The organism is Pseudoduganella lutea (assembly GCF_004209755.1).
GTDB classification, from domain to species: Bacteria; Pseudomonadota; Gammaproteobacteria; order Burkholderiales; family Burkholderiaceae_D; genus Rugamonas; species Rugamonas lutea.
On sequence record NZ_CP035913.1, the window covers coordinates 6,911,558 to 6,927,749 of the forward strand.

Sequence of the window (16,192 nt, forward strand, 5' to 3'; positions counted from 1 at the left end):
TGTCCGGGCCCATTTACCGGCACTGCGGATCGGTTCGCAACATGACCCGTGACCGTCGGGCGACCCCAGCCCATCCGCGATCGTAGCATATATGATAACTTTGCGGGCGCTCAATGCCGAGTTGGCGAATACAAGTTCACGTAGTGCCGGTCGAGCGGGGCACTGGACCATTCAGCCAGGCTAAAGCTGCATGCAAAAACAAAAAAGGCCTGCAACCGAACGTTGCAAGCCTTTGATATTCCTACGAATCCTGGTGGGAAGTGCAAGTTTCGAACTTGCGACCCCTGCAGTGTGAATGCAGTGCTCTACCCCTGAGCTAACCTCCCGAAGAAGCGCTATTATAGGTTCCGCCTTGCGCCAGGTCAAGGCCGAGTTCCGCTACGCCGGCGTGCGCCAGACGCACGTGCCCTTCACGGCCTTGTCCAGGCCATTGAGCAAGTCTTCATGCGCGGCCACTTCGTCCGCCGCTGCGCGCACGACGAGGATTTCGGCCAGGGCCACCTGCGCCAGGTCGACGCCGGACGTGACTTCTTCCACCTCGATGTCCATGCCCAGGCTGTTCTGCCCACGGGTCATGGCCAGGTACACGTCGGCCAGCAATTCGGCGTCCAGCAGTGCGCCGTGCAGCTTGCGGTGTGCATTCGAGATGCCGTAGAAGTCGCACAGGGCGTCCAGCGAGTTGCGTTTGCCGGGGCGCAGTTCTTTTGCCTGCACAAGCGTGTCGATGACGCCGCCGATGTGTTCGTCGAACGCCGGCAGGTTCAGCATCCGGAATTCATGGTTCAGGAAGCCCAGGTCGAACGGCGCGTTATGGATGATGACTTCGGCACCGCGGATATACTCGCGCAGCTCGTCGGCGATTTCACGGAAGCGCGGCTTGTCGGCCAGGAATTCGGTCGTCAGTCCGTGCACGGCGAGCGCGCCCTCTTCCGAGTCGCGGTCCGGGTTGAGGTAGCGGTGGAAGTTGTTGCCGGTCAGTTTGCGGTTGACGAGCTCGACGCAACCGATCTCGATGACACGGTTGCCCAGCTTGGGGTTAATACCGGTGGTTTCGGTATCGAGGACGATCTGGCGCATGGTTCAGGAAGCTTCTAGAAGACAGCCGCGCAGTATACAAGATCAACGACAAGACTTGCACTGCGCGGCAGGTTGAGGTTACTTGCGGCGCACGGCATCCACGCCGCGGTTGGCCAGCATGTCGGCCCGTTCGTTGCCGGGGTGGCCGTTATGGCCGCGCACCCAGCGCCAGTCGACCTTGTGTACCGACTGGGCCAGGTCGAGTGCCTGCCACAGGTCGGCGTTTTTCACGGGCTCCTTCGTCGATGTTTTCCAGCCGCGCATTTTCCAGCCGTGGATCCATTCGCTGATACCCTTCTGCACGTACTGGCTGTCCGTGTGAAGCACCACCTCGCAGGGCCGCTTCAATGCGTTCAGCGATTCGATGACGGCTTGCAGCTCCATCCGGTTGTTCGTGGTGTTCAGCTCGCCACCGAACAATTCCTTTTGCGCTTCGCCCGCCACCATCAGCGCGCCCCATCCGCCGGTGCCGGGATTTCCCTTGCAAGCCCCGTCCGTAAAAATCTCGACTTTATCCATGTTCCTTGTGTTTGTTCGTTGCAGGCACCGCCACGGGCGACTTTGCCTTTTTCCTGCTCCATGCGGGCCCGATCAGCCGCATGCCCTTGACCCGCTTGATCGCCTGGACGAGATACACGGCGCCGAAATACGGCCACCAGCGCTCGCCTGCGCGATCCATGAAGGCATACCGCGCCAGCCAGTGCTCGGTGCGGCAGGCCGGAGCATAACAGCCGAAGTGGCTGTGGCTGACACTCATGTTCAGCAATTTTAACCAGTCCTTCATGCGCGGCATGGAAATCTGCTCGCCGCGCGGCAGGTAACGCGTGCCGGTGACCCTGCCCCGCAGCTGCCGCAAGCCCCACAGGCTCGCCGGGTTGAAGCCGCAAATGATCAGCTGGCCTTCCGGGATCAGCACCCGCTCCACTTCGCGCAGCACCTGGTGCGGTTCGGTCGCATATTCCAGCACGTGCGGCAGCACGACCAGGTCGAGGCTTTGCGACGGAAACGGCAATTCGATCGGGTCGAGTGTCAGCGCAACGGGCCACGCAGGCGTTTCGATGGTGCGGCCTGGCAGCGTATCGGCCAGCCACTTGTGCGGCATGCGGCTGGCCGCCAGCGTATCGATCTGCGGCATGCCGATCTGCAGCGCGTTGTAGCCGAAAATGTCGGCCGTCAACGCATCGAGCCGGCTTCGCTCCCATGCGAGCACATAGCGGCCGGCCGGCGTTTGAAGCCAGCTGTCCAGCGCTATAATGGATTTTTCGGATGCGGCGCTATCCATGCGGTTCCTTGGCTGTACGTTCGCTTCGCTTCTTGCTCGCTTCTTGCTCGCTTATTGCTCGCTGATCGTTCTTGCGCTGCGTATTCTCTTTACTGTACTACATCGAATTCAACCAATGATTCCAGCTACTTCGCGACCCGGATCAACCGCTGCATCGCTGCAGGTGCTACCCGTGCCGGCCTTTCACGACAATTACCTGTGGCTGGTGCATGATGAACGCTACGCCGCCGTGGTCGATCCCGGCGATGCCGGGCCGATCCTGGCGATGCTGAGCGACCGTGGCCTGGTGCTTACCGCCATTTTACTCACCCACCACCATCGTGACCACATTGGCGGTGTGCCTGAATTGCTGCGCGAGTTCGATGTGCCGGTATTCGGCCCGCGTGCCGATGGCATCGCCGCCGTCACGCAACCGCTCGGCGAAGGTGACCGGATCACGGTGCCGGGCATCGACCTGGCGCTGCAAGTGCTCGATGTGCCGGGCCACACGCACGGCCATATCGCGTATGTCAGCGACGGTGCGGCAAGCGATGGGCGGCACTGGCTGTTTTGTGGTGACACATTGTTTGCGGGCGGTTGTGGCCGTCTTTTCGAGGGAACGCCGGCGCAGATGGCGGCATCGCTGGACAAGCTGGCGGCCTTGCCGCCCGAGACACAGGTTTTTTGCGCACACGAGTACACGCTGTCGAACCTGCGGTTCGCGCTGGCGGTCGAACCCGGAAACGGCGCGCTGCGGGCACGCATGGAAGTGGAAAGCGGCAAACGGGAGCGCGGTGAACCTACCGTGCCCAGCACGATTGCCATCGAACGCGCAACGAATCCCTTCCTGCGCTACCGCGAAGCGACCATTGCCCAGCATCTCGCGGCGGAAGGCAAGGCGCCGGACAGCGCCGCGCCGCTGACCGTGTTTGCAGCGCTGCGCGAATGGAAGAATACTTTTTGACGGAAATAACCATCACAGGAAAGCTCATGGAGAAAGTCCGCTTTTATTACGACCCGATCAGCCCTTATGCGTGGCTGGCAACGAAACAGATTGCCCGTATCGAAGCTGCGGGTGTGCATCTCGAAATGGAACCCGTGCTGCTGGCCGGGCTGCTGAAGGCCCATGGCACGAAAGGGCCGGCCGAAGTGCCGGCCAAGCGGGAATTCCTGTTTCGCGACGTGATGCGCATCGCCGATGCGCACGGTTTGCCGTTTCGCGGGCCGCCGGGCCACCCGTTCAACCCGCTGCTAGCCTTGCGGATGTGCCTGGCGATCGGTTCGCTGACGAGCCGGCGCCGCTTCACGTTCATGCTGTCGCAGGCGTGCTGGGAACGCGGGCTGGATATTTCCAGTCCCGCCGTATTGAAGGCATTGGCGGCCGAGTGCGACCTGAATGGCGAAGCCCTGGTGGCCAACGCGGCAGAACCGGCCATCAAGCAGGCGCTGATCGATGCCACGGAAAACGCCGCGGCGGCCGGTGTGTTCGGCGTGCCCACGTTCAGCTATATGGGCGAGCTGTTCTGGGGTGGCGACCGCATCGATCTGTTGCTGCGGCGGATCGCCGGACACCGGATCGACGAGGCGCAGCTGAAGAACTTCCTGGCCCGACCCGCGCTGGCCGTGCGGGAGGCCTAGCGGGTCATCGGGGAATGGCGTGGTGGTCGCCGATGAATCAATCGCGACATCTCGCGAAGCGATACGAAAATGCCCGGCAAAGCTGGCGCCTTGCCGGGCATTTCAACGCAGCCTCAGGGCCGCAGCATTGCTTGACTTCGCCGGATCATTCGACGCCCCCTGATGCAGGGCATCAGGCGGGGAATCGGATCTCAGATCTCTTCGTACAGCGGCAGCGTGAGGAACTCGGCGAACGATTCGGAGGTCGACATTTCTTCGAAGATCTGCGCGGCCCGTTCATAGTTCGGGCTTGCGCCGTCCGGTGCCGACTCCTTGATCTTCGGCAATTCCTCGGTGATCATCGTGCGCACGATCTCGGCCGTGACCTTGCGGCCATCGTCGAGCACGCCCTTCGGCGAGCGGATCCATTGCCACACCTGCGAGCGGCTGATCTCGGCCGTGGCCGCATCTTCCATCAGGTTGTGGATCGGCACGCAGCCGTTGCCGCCCAGCCAGCTGCCCAGGTAATGGATGCCCACGTTGATGTTATAGCGCAGGCCCGCCTCGGTGATCGGCGCTTCCGGCTGGAAGTTCAGCAGGTCGGCCGCCGTCACTTCCACGTCCGGGCGCTGCTTGCCGATCTGGTTCGGCGCGTCGCCCAGCACTTTGACGAATTCCGCCATGGCCGGTGCCACCAGGCCCGGGTGGGCAACCCAGCCGCCGTCGTAGCCGTCCGTCGCATCGCGGGACTTGTCGCCGATCACGCCGGCCATTGCCACGGCATTTTTCTCGGCATCGTTCTTGATTGGAATCAGGGCCGACATGCCGCCGATCGCCGGCGCATTGCGCTTGTGGCAGGTCTTCAGCAGCAGCAGCGCGTAGGAGCGCATGAACGGTGCCGTCATCGTCACCTTCGGGCGATCGGCCAGGCAGAAATCCTTGTCCATCTTGAACTTCTTGATGCAGCTGAAGATATAGTCCCAGCGGCCCGCGTTCAGGCCGGCGCTGTGTTCACGCAGTTCGTACAGGATCTCGTCCATCTCGAAGGCGGCAACGATCGTTTCGATCAGCACCGTTGCCTTGATCGTGCCCTGCGGCAGGCCCAGTTCGTCCTGCGTCATCACGAAGATGTCGTTCCACAGGCGCGCTTCCAGGTGCGATTCCATCTTCGGCAGGTAGAAATACGGGCCGGCACCGCGGGCCAGCTGTTCGCGGGCGTTATGGAACATGAACAGCGCAAAGTCGAAGATGCCGCCGGAGATGCGATTGCCGTCGACCAGCACGTGCTTTTCATCGAGGTGCCAGCCGCGCGGACGGACGACCAGCGTGGCCGTCTTGTCGTTCAGCTTGTACGACTTGCCGTTCTGCTCCAGCGCGATCGTCTTGCGCACGGCATCGATCATGTTGAGCTGGCCGGTGATCTGGTTGTTCCAGTTCGGCGTGTTGGAGTCTTCGAAGTCGGTCATGTAACTGTCGGCGCCCGAGTTCAGCGCGTTGATGACCATCTTGCGATCGACCGGGCCCGTGATTTCCACGCGGCGGCACTGCAGCGCCTGCGGGATCGGTGCAATGGTCCAGTCGCCGGCGCGGATGTGCGCGGTTTCTGCCAGGAAGTCCGGGCGTTCACCAGCATCCAGGCGCTTGGCGCGTTCCACGCGGGCAGCCAGCAGTTCCTGGCGCCGCGGCTCGAAGGCGCGCGACAGTTTTGCCACCAGGGCCAGCGCTTCCGGCGTCAGAACGTTTTCAAAACCGGGCGTGATGTCGCCCGTGATTTCCATACCTGCCGGTAACGTGATGCTCATGTCGATCTCCTTGTGCTCTGGTGAAATTGGATGCCTTGCAGTATATTGACTGCAAACTTATCTAAACAAGACAAATAATCACTTCATCTGTGCGAATTTGTCATAAATCGAAAGTATGGCTCAGTTCAAACAGATCTCCACTTTCGTGGAAGTGGTGGCACGTGGCAGCCTGTCCGCCGCGGCCCGCGCCGAAGGTATCGCACCGGCCGTGATCGGCCGCCGCCTCGATGCGCTGGAACAGCGCCTGGGGGTGAAGCTGCTACAGCGTACCACGCGCAAGCTCGCGCTCACGGACGAAGGCGCAGCGTTCCTCGAGGATTGCCAGCGCATCCTGGCGGATTTGGAAAGCGCCGAGGCGGCCGCGGCAGAACGTAGCGCACGCGCTACGGGCCACCTGCTCATTTCAGCCCCCGCCGGGTTCGGCCGGCGCCACGTGGCGCCGCTGATTCCGTCATTCGTGGCCGAACATCGCGACGTGACCGTAACGCTGAACCTGAACGACCGCGTGGTCGACCTGATCGGCGAAGGCGTGGACGTGGCGATCCGTATCGCCACGCTGGAAGATTCGAACCTCGTCAGCTTGAAACTGGCGGACAACCGGCGCGTCGTCGTCGGCGCCCCGGCCTACTTCCAGCGCCACGGTGTGCCCAAGACGCTCGATGACCTGACGCGCCACAACTGCATGGCGATCAGCAGCGCCGGCAGCCAGCGCGGCTGGACTTTTCGCGACGGCAGCAAGAATGTGACGTTGCGCGTGACCGGAAAAATGAGCTGCAACGACGGCGCCGTGCTGCACGACTGGGTCCTGGCCGGCAAAGGGCTGGGCTGGCGCTCGCTGTGGGAAGTTGGTGCCGACATCGATGCCGGCAGGCTCGTCACGGTGCTGGACGACTACACGGCGCCGGGTAATGACGATATCTACGCCGTGTTTGCCCAGCGGCGGCACCTGCCGCTCAGGATCCGTGCCTTCGTCGACTTCTTGCGGCGCACCTATTCGCAGCCCGGCTACTGGCCCAAGGGGTAAGGTTGCAACAAGTCAGCTTGTAACAGCTCAGGGTCGACGGGTTAAGGCAACCAGCAGAGGGGTAAGGCAACGAGGTGCGACGAGGCTTGGTGTGAGGAGGAAACGTGCATCATGCCGACGCGTTGCGCCTCGGAATCCGTGCGTTGCGTCCCGAATGCAGATTCGCTCGCAATGCGCGATGGACCTGCTATCTGCCGGGGGCACGCACCGGCTGCCACTCCGCATGCCCGCGACAGCCTGCGCTCCGAGCAGGTTCATCGGACGAGACGGACATCCACACTCCCCGGCGCTGAGGCTCTGCAGCACGTTCTAGATATTACCAACAAGACCCAGCCGATTCCAAACGTCAATATTACTTACCACTAGAGCCACTCAAAACAGGACGCCACAGCAAAATTCGGGCAAAAAAAAATCCTCGGAAACCGAGGATTTTTTGTGTCGTTAGATTCAGCGTATTACAGAGGCTGAATGTTCGATGCTTGCTTGCCCTTAGGGCCGGCGGTCACATCGAAGGATACGCGCTGGTTCTCTTGCAGCGATTTGAAGCCAGCGGATTGGATCGCCGAGAAGTGAGCGAACAGATCTTCGCCGCCTTCGTCAGGGGTGATGAAGCCAAAACCCTTCGAATCATTGAACCATTTTACGATACCAGTTGCCATTACAATTCCTATTACAGTTAAATGAGCTTGCGCCCGTGATATCGTTTGAAGCAAGTATGCAATGGCAGACAAACTGCACTACCCTTGAATCTAAACGATCCCGCATTATACCGAATACAGCGACAAAAGCACGTCGTGAGGCACGATTTCGCGAAAATATTCGCTACTGTCGAGTGAAAAGTGACGAGAATCACAGGAACCGCAGCAAAAAAGCCGTCAAATCGGGCTGAGAATGCTGCTGATCAATGAATCTCGACGCTTTCCCGACTCGGGAGACGACAAATCAAGAGACGACAATTCGAGGAACGATCCCCCTCAAAATGGCTGCCTCGCAAGAGTGCCCTCGCGTCGTACGGCATATGTGTAACTATAGACAATATCAGCCGTGACTGTTTGACTAAAATCAATCGTGCGCGGGAAAAGCCGTATTGCGGGCATCATTTCGCGCCCAATCGAGATAGTGTTGGATTTCCGGCACCAGTAGCTGCCAGCCGGGCCCGCCATCCATCACGCCACGCACCGCCTGTTCCAGCCGCCGGGCCTGTTCCCCAAGTACCGTGAAGCCAAAAGAGCCGGCCGAGCCGGCCACGGTATGCAGCGCATGGTGCAGCGTTTCCAGCTTCGCGCGGTCCGGCGACATGCCGGCGGCGGCCAGCGCATCGGCGATTGCCGCCATTCGCGTGGGAATGCTCGCAGCAAACATGTCGCCAAGCGCCTGCAGGCGGGCCCGGTAGTTCGGATCGAGCGGCGTGGCCATTCTTACTTGGTACCGAAGATGCGGTCGCCGGCATCGCCCAGGCCCGGAACGATGTAGGCGTGGTCGTTCAGGTGGGAATCGAGCGAGGCGCAATAGATCTTCACGCCCGGGTGCGCCTTCTGCACGACCTCGATGCCCTCTGGTGCCGCTACCAGCGCGAGGAAAATGATCTGGTCGTCGCCCACGCCGCGGTTCTTCAGCACATCGATGGCATGCACGGCCGAGTTTCCGGTGGCAACCATCGGGTCGCACAGGATGAACGTGCGGTCGACCAGATCCGGCAGGCGCACCAGGTATTCGACCGGGTGATGCGTTTCCGGGTCCCGGAATACACCGATGTGGCCGACACGCGCCGACGGCACGAGGTTCAGCAGGCCATCGCTCATGCCAATGCCGGCACGCAGGATCGGCACCACGGCAAGTTTCTTGCCGGCGATGACAGGCGCATCGACCGTCATCAAGGGCGTTTCGATCTCGCGCGTGGTCAGTGGCAGGTCGCGGGTGATTTCATAGCCCATCAGCAGCGTGATTTCCTTCAGCAGCTCGCGGAACGTGCGGGTCGACGTCGCCTTGTCACGCATGTGGCTCAGCTTGTGCTGGATCAGCGGGTGATCGGTAATGAAAAGGTTCGGGAAGCGCGGATCTTGTTTCATGTTGGCAGAAATACAGGCGGTTTGTGTCCCGCATTATCCCAGTCCCCGATGCGCGCTGTCCATGCCGGGCCGGAAAAAACTCCGGCGGGGGCGGTCCCCTCCCCCTTCGCGCCCCTGGTGCCTGCCCGAAGCAGCAGCATTTCCCCGGCTGGCTTGCACGCCCGCGTCCCGGTGATGTCAAACAGACTCGCCTGGCGCATCGGCGGCAGGCCGTTGCGCGTCTCGTCCGCACCGGCGCATTTGGTGTGCGCTGCCGTTGACGAACCAGCCCCCTTCGCCACCACGGCGGACATCGGTGCGGCACAAGAACGGCTGCCTGGCCATGTCGCAACATAAAAGCTGTACTGATTTTCAGTCGATAAAGCAACGTTTTTCCTGAAATGCCGCAAAATGTTGCCCTACCACATGAAAATCACGCCGCAAAGTGATACATTCACGGAAACATACCGGCGCCGCCATGGCATTCAGTCGCCCTATGTCCGTTTTGATCACGCCACTCCACGAATCACCAGACAGCCGACCGCCCTCCATGCTTTCCAGTTTACCAATGCCCCTGCCGAAAAACACCCGGCACGCTGTCGACGGCATGCTCGAGGAAGCCGGCGACATCGTGTTCCGGCTCGCCCCTGACGGCCATGTCCTGTTTGCCAGCCGTCGTGCCGCCACCCTGCTGGGTGCCGCGCGCCCCCTGGCCGGGCAATTGCTGGAAGTCTTCGTGTCCGACCTGGACCGGGCCGCCTTGAAAACCGCGCTCGCCACATTGCCGAGCAGCGGCGTCACCCGGCTGGACCTGCGCGTGCAGGCGGCGGACAACGAGGTATGGTACGACCTGCGCTTTTCCACGTTCGGCAACGCCGATGACGCGACGGAAGTGCTGGTGGTCGGGCGCGACCTGTCGGCGCAGCAAGCCACCGAGGAGCGCCTGCGGCACATGGCAACGCACGACGCGCTGACCGGCCTGCCCAACCGCCTGCTGCTGTCGGACCGGATCAGGATGACGATCGCGCAGGCGCGCCGCTCCGGCCAGGGATTCACCGTCGCGACGATCGGGTTGGACAGTTTCAAGAAGGTCAACGACGCCCTCGGTCACCCGGTCGGCGATACCGTGCTGCGTATGGCGGCCGCACGGCTGCGCAAGACACTGCGCGACAGCGATACGCTGGCACGCGTGGGCGGCGATGAATTCGTGGCGGTATTGCCGGGCACGTTCAACGAACAACAGGTGCGTCTCGTGACGGGTCGGCTGCAGGCCACCTTGCAGGCGCCGTTTGAAATCGATGCGCACACCATCTACGTGGGCGCTTCGCTCGGCGTGGCCGTCTACCCGCAGCACGCGGAGGACGAAGTGCGACTGGTCGCGCTGGCCGACGCTGCGCTGTCGCGCGCCAAGCAGACGGGCAAGGCCCGCTGCGTCGTCTACAACCCGCGCCACGACAGCTTGTCCGAGCACGATATCTCGCTGGAAGCGGCCATGTTCCAGGCGGTGCGCGACGGCGAGTTCATGCTGCACTACCAGCCGATCGTCGATGCGCGCACGCGCGCGATCGAAGGCTTTGAAACGCTGATGCGCTGGAAGCACCCCACGCTGGGCATGGTATCGCCGGCCAAGTTCATTCCGATCGCCGAGACCAACGGCCTGATCAACCTGCTGGGGGCGTGGGCGCTGAAGGCGGCCTGCGTGCAGCTGAAGCAATTCCAGGAGGCGGCCAAACGACCGTTGTACATGTCTGTTAATATCAGCCCCCGCCAATTTCGCAACGACAAGTTTCTCGACGTGCTAGACGATGCCATCTCCTATTCCGGTGTGTCCGGCGAACACCTCGTGCTGGAAATTACCGAAGGCACGCTGATGATCGACCCCACCCATGCCGAAACGATCCTCGGCAAGATGGCCGAGCGCCGGGCGCGGATCGCGATCGACGATTTCGGCACCGGCTATTCCTCGCTTGCCTACCTGAAGCGCTTCCCGATCTCGGTGCTGAAGATCGACCGCGCCTTCATCCGCGACTTGCCGGCATCGCAGAAGGATGGCGCGATCTGCAATGCGGTACTGGACCTGGCGCGCCACCTGTCGCTGTCCGTCGTCGCCGAAGGCGTGGAAACGGAGGAGCAGATGGCCTATATGAATGATCGGGGCTGCCGCTATGTGCAGGGCTACCTCACCGGCAAGCCGATGGCCGCGAACGTGGCGATCGCCGCGCTCACCGAAAGCCACTACGCCGACGTGGCAAGGGCCGTGCAATGAGCGCCGACAGCCATGTCACCGCCCTGGGCGAGCAGACGCTGGCCCTGCTGTGGGAACGCACGCGGCGCCAGGGCGACATGCCCGGGTTCGCGAAAGCGATTGGCGCCGTGCTCGGCGCGATGCGCGGCGAGGAGGACGGCGAATTCTGCATGACCGAAACGGTGCTGTCGGACCCCGTGCTCACCAACAAGGTGCTGCGCCTGGCGAACAGCAGCATGTATTCGGCATTCGGCCAGCATGTCAACACCGTCAGCAAGGCCGTACTCGTGCTGGGCACGGAAGCGATCGGGCACCTGGCCCTGGGGCTGAAGCTCGTCGAAGAGCTTTCCACCGGCGGCGCCGAGTCCACGCACGCGCACATCGAGATGGAAAAGGCCGTGCTGGCCGGCCTGGTCGCGCGCGAAATCGCCGCCACCGTGCACAGCCCGCAAACGGAACAGGCCGTCGTGTGCTCGATGCTGCACACGCTCGGCCGCATGATGGTCACCTTCTATCTCCCCGAGCACTGGGTCAAGCTGCAACAGTGCGGCGGTCCCGGCGGCGAGGATGCCGCGGCGCCGGCACTGCTAGGCCTCACGCTATCGGACATCGGCATGGCCGCCGCCGGCCGCTGGAACCTGCCTCGCAACCTCGTGGCGGGCATGCGCATCGTCGAAGCGGCCGGGCCGGACGAGGCGCCCGAACCGCTGGGCGCCGCCGACTGGGTAGCGGGCATTGCCACGCTGGCGCGGCACTGCGCCGCTTCGATGTGGCACGATGATGAAGCGGGCGCGGCCGAAATCGAACACGTCTGCGCCGCGTTTGCACCGCTGCTGGGCCTGGACCTGGAACAGGTGCGCGGCGCCATCGCCCAGGCGCGTGAAACGGCGGCCGAGGAGCTGGCCATCGCGCCACTGTCGAAACCGCTGGAACGCCGCGCCCGGACACTGGCCAGGACGCGCCAGCGCGCCGCCGGCAACCGCTTGCTGCAAAGCGGCCTGGCGGACATGCAGGACATGGTCGCCACCGCCAGCCCGGGCCAGATGGTGTCCGCGGCGCTGGAGACGGTCTACAAGGGACTCGATTTTTCGCGCGCCGTGGCCTTCGTGCGCAACCGCCGCGAAAACCGCTATGCGGCGCGCATGTGCTTTGGCCCCGTGCCGAAGGACCGGCTGGCGGCCATGGCGTTCGACGATGCCTACGAACCAAACGTGTTCCACGCGGCGCTGAACAGCGACCGCGTGATCTTCATCGAAAACGCCCGGGATCCGAAATTCGCGGCCAAGCTGCCGCAGTGGTGGAAGGCCGGCCTTGCCGAAGCGCGCAGCTTCGTCATCCTGCCGTTGTCGGCGAACGGCCAGCCGGCCGGATTCCTGTATGGGGACTGGGATGAGACATTCCCGCCGATCCAGTTGTCGCAAACGGAATTCGCACTGCTGAACGATTTGCGCGCGCTCGTGGTGAAGGCCATCGAACGGCGACACCAGCTTGAAATGATGAACAGCCGCGCCGCTTGACGGCGCGTCCTTTGCCTTGCCTCAGTGCTTGCCGGCGATATCCGGCGTGGCCACCCGCACGTCGCCGCACTGGGCGCGGTGCATCAGCGCGTGGTCCATCAACACCAGCGCCAGCATGGCTTCGGCGATCGGCGTGGCGCGAATGCCCACGCAGGGGTCGTGGCGGCCGAAGGTTTCCACCGTCACCGGGTTGCCCGCCTTGTCGATGGAACGACGCGGCGTGCGGATCGACGACGTGGGCTTGATCGCGATCGATACCGTGATGTCCTGTCCCGTCGAGATCCCGCCCAGCACGCCGCCGGCATGGTTGCCGACGAAGCCCTGCGGGGTCAGCTCGTCGCCATGCTCGGAACCGCGCTGCGCAACCGAGGCGAAGCCGGCACCGATTTCCACGCCCTTCACCGCGTTAATGCCCATCATCGCATAGGCGATATCGGCATCGAGCTTGTCGTAGATCGGCTGGCCCAGGCCCACCGGCACGTTCCTTGCCACCACGTCGATGCGCGCACCGATCGAATCGCCGGCCTTGCGCAGTTCGTCCATATACGTTTCCATCTGCGCGATCAGCGCCGCATCGGCGGTCGCCGCAAAGAACGGATTGGCGGACACGTGCGCGAAATCCTGGAACGGCACCGCGATATCGCCCAGCTGGCGCATGCAGCCGGCAAACTCGGTGCCGTACTGCTCCTTCAACCATTTCTTGGCGATCGCCGCGGCGCCCACCACGGGTGCCGTAAGCCGCGCCGACGAGCGGCCGCCGCCACGCGGATCGCGCACGCCATACTTGTGCCAATACGTGTAGTCGGCGTGGCCGGGACGGAAGCTTTCCACGATATTGCCGTAGTCCTTGCTGCGCTGGTCCTCGTTGCGGATCAGCAGTGCGATCGGCGTGCCGGTCGTGAAGCCTTCATACACGCCGGACAGGATCTGTACCGCATCGGGCTCCTGGCGCTGGGTCACGTGGCGCGACGTGCCGGGCTTGCGCCGGTCCAGTTCCGGCTGGATATCGGCTTCGGTCAGGGCCAGGCCCGGCGGGCAGCCATCGATCACGCAGCCGATCGCTGGTCCGTGAGATTCGCCAAAAGTGGTTACCGTGAACAGCTTGCCAAAGGAATTGCCGGACATGAGATCAATCTGAGTGAGCGGAGGAACTGGCAATTTTACCGCTTTAGCATCGGCTGATCCAGCCAATCGGCGAATAGCGCCTATCACGCCACAAATGTAACAATTTCTAGTCGGCAATTCCTATGCAGCTTATAATGCGGAAGTTGCGCCGGCATCCCGCCCAATCCGCTATAAAGGGACCGGACGACACGATCTGGAGAAGGACGCATGCCCCCTACGAGCACTCCCATCGGCACCGTCCAGGACGAACTGGTCTTCCTGGACGAGCCGCCCCAGCAGCCGGCCGCGGCGCCACGCCGCGCATGGCGGGTGATGATCGTCGATGACAATGCGGATGTGCATTCGACCACGACCTTTGCATTGGGTAACCTGGACATCCAGGGCCGCCCGCTCGAGTTCGTGCACGCCTACTCGGCTGCCGAAGCGCGCGACGTGCTGGCACGCGAGCCCGACATCGCCGTCATCCTGCTTGACGTGGTGATGGAACAGGATGATGCCGGCCTGCACCTCGTGCGCCACATCCGCGAGACGCTGAAACTGGCGGACGTGCGCATCATCCTGCGCACGGGGCAGCCCGGTTATGCGCCGGAGATCGACGCGATCCGCGATTTCGACATCAACGACTACAAGACCAAGTCCGAACTCACCCGCATCAAGCTGTACACGACGGTGACGGCGGCGCTGCGTTCCTACGAACAGATCCGCCGCATCGACGACAGCCGCCGCGGCCTCAACCGCATCGTCGATGCCGGCACCGCGCTGATGGCGCTGCATGGCGTGCGCAACTTTGCCGCCGGCGTTCTCGCCCAGGGCGCGGCCCTGCTCGGCCAGCCGGCCAGCGGCCTGGTGTGCGTGCAGGATGAAAGAGGCATGACGCAGGTGGTGGCCGCCTGCGGCGCGTGGCAAGCCTGCGAGGGCCGCCAGCTCGGGCCGGAGACCGATCCGCCGCTGCCGCCCGCCGTGGCCAGCGCGCTGGCCGGGCGGCGCAACGAGTATGGCGACGGCGTGGTGGCCCTGCACCTGGCCGGCAAGGCTTGCCGCGTGTTCGTCGCGTTGCTCGAGGTGGCGCGGCAACCGGACGAGCTTGAACGCAGGCTGCTCGACGTGTTCGCCGCCAATGTCGCCGTCGGCCTCGACAATGTCGAACTGATGTGGCACCTGCACGAGGCGGCGTTCTACGACACGCTGTCGAAACTGCCGAACCGGACCCGCCTGATCGAAATTCTCGACAGCACGCTGGCCAGCGCGGCGCGCGACACCACCACGCTGTGCCTCGTCGACCTCGACCATTTCGCCGAAACGAACGACGCACTGGGCCATGCCTTCGGCGACGGCCTGCTGGCTGCCGTGGCGGCCCGGCTGCAGGACAGCCTGGGCCGCCATCTGACCGTGGCAAGGATCGGCGGCGACATCTTCTGCGTCCTCGGCGATGCTGCCCAGGTGCATCCGGGCGGCATCCTGCCGCTGTTCCAGCAGCCCTTCGAGATCGACGGGCAAACCGTGCAGGTATCGGCCACGCTCGGCCTGGTGCGCCTGGCCGAGCACGACGGCAGCGGCACCGATGCCCTGAAGGATGCGGACATCGCGCTCAAGCGCGCCAAGTCGCAGCAACGCGCTGGCCATTTCTATTTCACCCGCAACATGGGCGTGGAAATCCGAGAACGGGTGCGCATGATGCATGCGCTGCGCACCGCGTTCAGCACGCATGAACTGTTCCTCGCCTACCAGCCGCAGATCGACCTGGCCACGCGCCGTGCCGTCGGCGCCGAGGCACTGCTGCGCTGGCGCACAGCGGACGGCAAGTTCGTGCCGCCGGACCGCTTCATTCCGATCGCCGAGTATTCGGGCCTGATCATCGATATCGGCGAATGGGTACTGCGCACGGCCTGCGTCGAGCTCGTCAACCTGCATGCCGCGGGGCACACCGACTTCACGATGTCCGTCAATGTGTCCCAGGTGCAGTTCCGCCACCCGCAGTTCCTGCAGATGCTGCGCCAGGCGCTGGCCGACACGGGCGCCCCGCCCTGCCACGTCGAACTGGAGATCACGGAATCGATGGCGATGGAGGAGCCCGAAACTTTCATTGAAATGCTGGCGCAAGTCAAGGAAACCGGCGTGCAGATCGCCATCGACGACTTCGGCACGGGCTTTTCATCGCTGTCCCACCTGCAGCGCCTGCAGGTCGACCGCCTGAAGATCGACCGCGCGTTCGTGACCGAGATCACCGGCGCCACGCGGGGCAGCAGCATTGCGGAAATGGTGATCCAGCTGGGCCGCAACCTCGGCCTGTCCGTCGTTGCCGAAGGCGTCGAGGACGAGCTGCAGGCCCGGGTGCTGCAACAGCTGGGCTGCCCGCTCGCGCAGGGCTTCCTGTTTGCCCGGCCGATGGCCGCCGACGACCTGTCCGGCTGGCTGGCCGGCGAGGCCCTGCAGCGGGCGTGACGGCCAGCGCAAGACGCCGTCCTGAAAATCTTCC

The 16,192-nt window shown here is 63.4% G+C and carries 14 protein-coding genes and 1 tRNA gene; 6 read left to right on the forward strand and 9 right to left on the reverse strand.

The features are described from left to right. Positions 1-251: 251 nt before the first annotated feature. From EWM63_RS29205 to EWM63_RS29220, 4 genes are all read right to left on the reverse strand, one after another. Positions 252-326 (reverse strand) — tRNA-Val (locus EWM63_RS29205). A 52-nt stretch (positions 327-378) separates the two neighbouring features. Then, complete coding sequence (dnaQ, locus tag EWM63_RS29210) at positions 379-1,077, reverse strand: DNA polymerase III subunit epsilon (protein WP_130189649.1); 699 nt, start codon at positions 1,075-1,077, stop codon at positions 379-381. 78 nt (positions 1,078-1,155) lie between these two features. Further along, positions 1,156-1,596 carry a ribonuclease HI gene (rnhA, locus tag EWM63_RS29215; protein ID WP_130189650.1) on the reverse strand — a complete coding sequence of 147 codons (441 nt, stop codon included), beginning with the start codon at positions 1,594-1,596 and terminating at the stop codon, positions 1,156-1,158. After that, positions 1,589-2,359: a class I SAM-dependent methyltransferase gene (locus EWM63_RS29220; protein ID WP_130189651.1), complete on the reverse strand. Its 771-nt coding sequence runs from the start codon at positions 2,357-2,359 to the stop codon at positions 1,589-1,591. Before EWM63_RS29220 ends, rnhA begins: the two co-directional genes overlap by 8 nt. A gap of 115 nt (positions 2,360-2,474) precedes the next feature. Between EWM63_RS29220 and gloB the strand changes: the two genes are divergently transcribed. Together gloB and EWM63_RS29230 are read left to right on the forward strand one after the other, a co-directional pair. Next, complete coding sequence (gene gloB / locus EWM63_RS29225; RefSeq protein WP_130190681.1) at positions 2,475-3,302, forward strand: hydroxyacylglutathione hydrolase; 828 nt, start codon at positions 2,475-2,477, stop codon at positions 3,300-3,302. Positions 3,303-3,328: 26 nt separating this feature from the next. Continuing rightward, on the forward strand, positions 3,329-3,976 hold the full coding sequence (locus EWM63_RS29230) for a 2-hydroxychromene-2-carboxylate isomerase (protein ID WP_165390988.1): 648 nt from the start codon (positions 3,329-3,331) through the stop codon (positions 3,974-3,976). A 191-nt stretch (positions 3,977-4,167) separates the two neighbouring features. Here EWM63_RS29230 and aceB read toward each other — a convergent pair whose 3' ends face one another. After that, positions 4,168-5,757: a malate synthase A gene (aceB, locus tag EWM63_RS29235; RefSeq protein ID WP_130189653.1), complete on the reverse strand. Its 1,590-nt coding sequence runs from the start codon at positions 5,755-5,757 to the stop codon at positions 4,168-4,170. A 115-nt stretch (positions 5,758-5,872) separates the two neighbouring features. Between aceB and EWM63_RS29240 the strand changes: the two genes are divergently transcribed. After that, complete coding sequence (locus tag EWM63_RS29240; protein ID WP_130189654.1) at positions 5,873-6,781, forward strand: LysR family transcriptional regulator; 909 nt, start codon at positions 5,873-5,875, stop codon at positions 6,779-6,781. A gap of 455 nt (positions 6,782-7,236) precedes the next feature. On the opposite strand, the gene EWM63_RS29245 is transcribed toward EWM63_RS29240, so the two are convergent. The 3 genes from EWM63_RS29245 to upp all read right to left on the reverse strand — a co-directional run bounded on the left by EWM63_RS29245 (position 7,237) and on the right by upp (position 8,850). Continuing rightward, entirely contained in the window at positions 7,237-7,440 is a 204-nt protein-coding gene (locus tag EWM63_RS29245; protein WP_130189655.1) for a cold-shock protein, read from the reverse strand. Positions 7,441-7,843: 403 nt separating this feature from the next. Further along, the gene (locus EWM63_RS29250; RefSeq protein WP_130189656.1) at positions 7,844-8,197 is read right to left on the reverse strand and encodes an Hpt domain-containing protein; all 354 of its coding nucleotides are present in this window, start codon (positions 8,195-8,197) and stop codon (positions 7,844-7,846) included. A gap of 2 nt (positions 8,198-8,199) precedes the next feature. Then, complete coding sequence (upp, locus tag EWM63_RS29255) at positions 8,200-8,850, reverse strand: uracil phosphoribosyltransferase (protein WP_130189657.1); 651 nt, start codon at positions 8,848-8,850, stop codon at positions 8,200-8,202. 547 nt (positions 8,851-9,397) lie between these two features. On the opposite strand from upp, the gene EWM63_RS29260 reads away from it, so the two are divergent. Both EWM63_RS29260 and EWM63_RS29265 read left to right on the forward strand, forming a co-directional pair. Beyond that, entirely contained in the window at positions 9,398-11,095 is a 1,698-nt protein-coding gene (locus EWM63_RS29260) for a putative bifunctional diguanylate cyclase/phosphodiesterase (RefSeq protein ID WP_229487570.1), read from the forward strand. Continuing rightward, on the forward strand, positions 11,092-12,591 hold the full coding sequence (locus EWM63_RS29265; RefSeq protein ID WP_130189659.1) for an HDOD domain-containing protein: 1,500 nt from the start codon (positions 11,092-11,094) through the stop codon (positions 12,589-12,591). The genes EWM63_RS29260 and EWM63_RS29265 overlap by 4 nt, the downstream gene beginning before the upstream one ends. A 21-nt stretch (positions 12,592-12,612) precedes the next feature. Here the strand turns inward: EWM63_RS29265 and aroC are convergent, their stop codons facing one another. Next, positions 12,613-13,716, reverse strand: coding sequence for a chorismate synthase (gene aroC / locus EWM63_RS29270; protein WP_130189660.1), 1,104 nt, complete (start codon positions 13,714-13,716; stop codon positions 12,613-12,615). Positions 13,717-13,923: 207 nt separating this feature from the next. On the opposite strand from aroC, the gene EWM63_RS29275 reads away from it, so the two are divergent. Then, positions 13,924-16,158, forward strand: a complete 2,235-nt coding sequence (locus EWM63_RS29275; protein WP_130189661.1) for a putative bifunctional diguanylate cyclase/phosphodiesterase — start codon at positions 13,924-13,926, stop codon at positions 16,156-16,158. Positions 16,159-16,192 lie beyond the last annotated feature (34 nt).

Coding starts and splice junctions, on each gene's coding strand:
- gloB (WP_130190681.1), top strand. CDS start 2,475: ATGATTCCAGCTACTTCGCGACCCGGATCAACCGCTGCATCGCTGCAG.
- EWM63_RS29245 (WP_130189655.1), bottom strand. CDS start 7,440: ATGGCAACTGGTATCGTAAAATGGTTCAATGATTCGAAGGGTTTTGGC.
- EWM63_RS29240 (WP_130189654.1), top strand. CDS start 5,873: ATGGCTCAGTTCAAACAGATCTCCACTTTCGTGGAAGTGGTGGCACGT.
- EWM63_RS29230 (WP_165390988.1), top strand. CDS start 3,329: ATGGAGAAAGTCCGCTTTTATTACGACCCGATCAGCCCTTATGCGTGG.
- upp (WP_130189657.1), bottom strand. CDS start 8,850: ATGAAACAAGATCCGCGCTTCCCGAACCTTTTCATTACCGATCACCCG.
- EWM63_RS29260 (WP_229487570.1), top strand. CDS start 9,398: ATGCCCCTGCCGAAAAACACCCGGCACGCTGTCGACGGCATGCTCGAG.
- aceB (WP_130189653.1), bottom strand. CDS start 5,757: ATGAGCATCACGTTACCGGCAGGTATGGAAATCACGGGCGACATCACG.
- EWM63_RS29250 (WP_130189656.1), bottom strand. CDS start 8,197: ATGGCCACGCCGCTCGATCCGAACTACCGGGCCCGCCTGCAGGCGCTT.
- dnaQ (WP_130189649.1), bottom strand. CDS start 1,077: ATGCGCCAGATCGTCCTCGATACCGAAACCACCGGTATTAACCCCAAG.
- aroC (WP_130189660.1), bottom strand. CDS start 13,716: ATGTCCGGCAATTCCTTTGGCAAGCTGTTCACGGTAACCACTTTTGGC.
- EWM63_RS29220 (WP_130189651.1), bottom strand. CDS start 2,359: ATGGATAGCGCCGCATCCGAAAAATCCATTATAGCGCTGGACAGCTGG.
- rnhA (WP_130189650.1), bottom strand. CDS start 1,596: ATGGATAAAGTCGAGATTTTTACGGACGGGGCTTGCAAGGGAAATCCC.
- EWM63_RS29265 (WP_130189659.1), top strand. CDS start 11,092: ATGAGCGCCGACAGCCATGTCACCGCCCTGGGCGAGCAGACGCTGGCC.
- EWM63_RS29275 (WP_130189661.1), top strand. CDS start 13,924: ATGCCCCCTACGAGCACTCCCATCGGCACCGTCCAGGACGAACTGGTC.